Source organism: Cetobacterium somerae ATCC BAA-474 (assembly GCF_000479045.1).
Classification (GTDB): domain Bacteria; phylum Fusobacteriota; class Fusobacteriia; order Fusobacteriales; family Fusobacteriaceae; genus Cetobacterium_A; species Cetobacterium_A somerae.
On record NZ_KI518166.1, the window covers coordinates 1 to 513 of the forward strand.

At 27.5% G+C, this 513-nt stretch carries 1 protein-coding gene; it reads right to left on the reverse strand.

The window, feature by feature from the left end:
• Window positions 1–323 (reverse strand): hypothetical protein (locus tag HMPREF0202_RS07605; RefSeq protein ID WP_023052408.1); only part of this gene is annotated, 323 nt, incomplete at its 3' end.
• Window positions 324–513: the final 190 nt, after the last annotated feature.

Consider the following 513-nt stretch of genomic DNA (forward strand, 5'->3'; position numbering starts at 1 on the left):
CCACCTGAACCGCCGCTGCCTGAACCACTTCCTCCTATTGAGCCATTATCATTTATACCAGGAATTGGTGGAATTGGTATTATCGTAGGTGTTTCTGGACTTGGCGGAATAGATGGAATAATTGGAGTTTCAGGTTCAATATTAGATTCAAACTCTTTACTAAACTTATAATTATAATTTACTTCTTCTGGTTGATAATTTCTTTTATGTAGACGATAATAATCAAAGTTTCCAAAAATAATCAATCCATTATCACTTTCAGAAAATGTAGTTTTAATAGTCACAATACATATAGCTATAAGCAATCCAACTTTACTTTTCATAATTTATATCTCCTTATTACAAAAAATTATTTTTGTCCTCTTTCAAAATAGCATCATGATTTCTTTTTTATTTTTTAAAATTTACTAAAAAAAAAATTAAAAATTAGGAAAACCTCATTTCATTTAGAATAATACAGTAAGAATTTATTTATTTTTTTAAATAAGGAGGAGTTTAATATGACAGCACCAT